Consider the following 1,596-nt stretch of genomic DNA (forward strand, 5'->3'; position numbering starts at 1 on the left):
TGCCGGCCTCCTCGGCGGCCGCCGCCACCGTGGTGGACTGGCCCGCGGTCTCGGCGGCGGTCGCGGTCAGGGTCCGGGCGGTGGCCTGCAGTTCGGTCGCCGAGGACGACACCATCCCGACGATGCCGCCCACCGCCGCCTCGAAGTCGTCGGCCATCTGCCGCATCCCGGCCTTGCGCTGCGCCTCCGCCGCCAGCCGCGCGTCCGCCGTCTCCGCCTCCAGCTTGCGTGTGCGGATCAGGTTCTCCTTGAACACCTGGACCGCCGACGCCATCGCGCCGATTTCGTCGCGGCGGGCGCCGTACGGCACCGCGATCTCGGCCTCGCCGGCGGCCAGCCCCGACATCACGCCGGTCATCGCCTGGATCGGTCGCGAGACGCGCAGGAGGCTGAACGCCGCGGCGGCGCAGGCCGCGACGAGCGCCAGGACGATGGCGCAGTAGGTCGTCGCCGTCGCGGCATCGATCTGAGCCATGGCGTCCGCCGCATCCCTGCGGGCGCCGACCTCGTTGTAGGCGACGACGCGGTTCAGCGCGTCGCGGGCGTTGTCGTACAAGTTCGCGTTGTCGGGGCTGCCGATCAGCGCCGCCGCCTCCGACATCAGTCCCGCCTCGGCCAACTGCATGGATTCCACGGTGGCCGCATCGTACTTGTTCCAGGACGCGACGAACGCGTTGTAGATCGAGCGCTCGTCCTCGCCGGAGATCAAGGTCTCGTAGGACTTGCGCGTCGCCTCGAACTCGGACGCCGACGTCGCGAGCAGCTTGCTGTCCTCGGAGAAGGCGGTCGCCGACTTCGTGGGCGTCAGGAGGCGCAGATGCTTGATGCGGATGTCGGCTTCGGCGGCCTTGACGTTGTTCGCCGCGACGACGGAGGGCAGCCAGTTGCTGGAGATCGCGTCGACGGACGTGCCGATGCTCGACAGCTTCGCAAGCGAGACGACGCCCTGTCCGGCGCTGATGAGTGCAAGGAAGCCGAAGGCGGCGCCGAGCGAGGCTTTGAGGGAGACGTGCAAGCGCATTGTCCGAACCTGCGCGGGACGACCGGGGCGGCGCGCCGCGCGCACAACCGCTGGATGAGAAAGCGGTTCAACGCGTTAAAAAACCCGTGCCGACCGTCGGTTTCAGAGACCATCACCCTGCATCCAAAAGGTGCACCGTGCTTAATGCATCGACATCGATCGATATGTTTCCGATGATAGCTGAGCCCATGAACGGATGTGCCGGAAACGACGCGCGTCCTGATGGAGCGTTGCTTGAAACGGCCCCTGACGCGCGCACGCGGTGGGACGCGTCAGGGGCCGTCTGCATGGTCGCCCGGGTGCAAAGACCAGCTTCTCTTTGACGGCGCACCCCGCATCGTGGCCGGTCGACCGACCCGGCGCGTCGCGCTAGGCTCGGGTGATGACGGAGGCGCTGCATCCGCGCCCCGCGGCCGGGGCCTACGCGACCCATGCGGCGGTCGCGCGTCAGCGCGCCGTACTTGGCGGAGTTGGTGGCGAGCTCGTGGAAGATCATCGCGTAGTCGTTGACCTTGTCGCGCGGCGCCACGACCGCGTCCGCCACGTCCACGGTGATGTCGGCGCCGCGCAGGTAC

At 69.0% G+C, this 1,596-nt stretch carries 1 protein-coding gene and 1 pseudogene; both read right to left on the reverse strand.

All coding sequences use genetic code 11. The features are described from left to right. Positions 1–1,015 (reverse strand): MCP four helix bundle domain-containing protein (locus tag FV229_RS26740; RefSeq protein WP_187273805.1); only part of this gene is annotated, 1,015 nt, incomplete at its 3' end. A 118-nt stretch (positions 1,016–1,133) separates the two neighbouring features. Beyond that, a pseudogene (locus tag FV229_RS28345) lies at positions 1,134–1,596 on the reverse strand (hypothetical protein); the annotation flags it as partial.

The sequence above is a fragment of the Methylobacterium sp. WL120 genome, from assembly GCF_008039465.1.
In the GTDB taxonomy this organism is placed as follows: domain Bacteria; phylum Pseudomonadota; class Alphaproteobacteria; order Rhizobiales; family Beijerinckiaceae; genus Methylobacterium; species Methylobacterium cerastii.